General features: G+C 73.6%; 1 protein-coding gene. It reads right to left on the bottom strand.

Features of this window, described 5'->3' with window-relative positions:
- Nucleotides 1-345, bottom strand: a 345-nt coding sequence (gene paaD, locus AB3X94_RS42015) for a 1,2-phenylacetyl-CoA epoxidase subunit PaaD (protein WP_368614489.1), incomplete at both ends; no start/stop codon positions are given.

Below are 345 nucleotides of genomic sequence, written 5' to 3'. Positions count from 1 at the left end.
CGCGGCAGTCGAGGCAGCGATACAGGGCCTTGCAGGCGGTCGAGCCGAACTGCGCGAGCCGCTCGGTGTGTGCGGAGCCGCAGCGCGGGCAGGCCGGTGCCGGCAGCGCGCGCGGCACGAAGCGCAGGACTTTTTCCTGCGGCGCGGCGCTCGCATGCGCGGCCGAACCGCAGTTGCCCGTGGGCGGCGCGATGCCGTAGACGCGCAGTTTTTCGCGGGCCTCGGCGGTGATCCAGTCGGTGGTCCACGCCGGCGCGAGCACGGTGGCGACGCGGTAGGGCGTGAGCTGCGCGGCCTCGAGCGCACGGCCGATGTCTTCGGCAATCTGCGACATCGCCGGGCAGC

The organism is Paraburkholderia sp. BR10923, from assembly GCF_040948765.1.
GTDB classification, from domain to species: Bacteria; Pseudomonadota; Gammaproteobacteria; order Burkholderiales; family Burkholderiaceae; genus Paraburkholderia; species Paraburkholderia youngii.
Note: the sequence above shows the minus strand (reverse complement) of the source record. Positions and strands in the feature narration are given on the sequence as shown.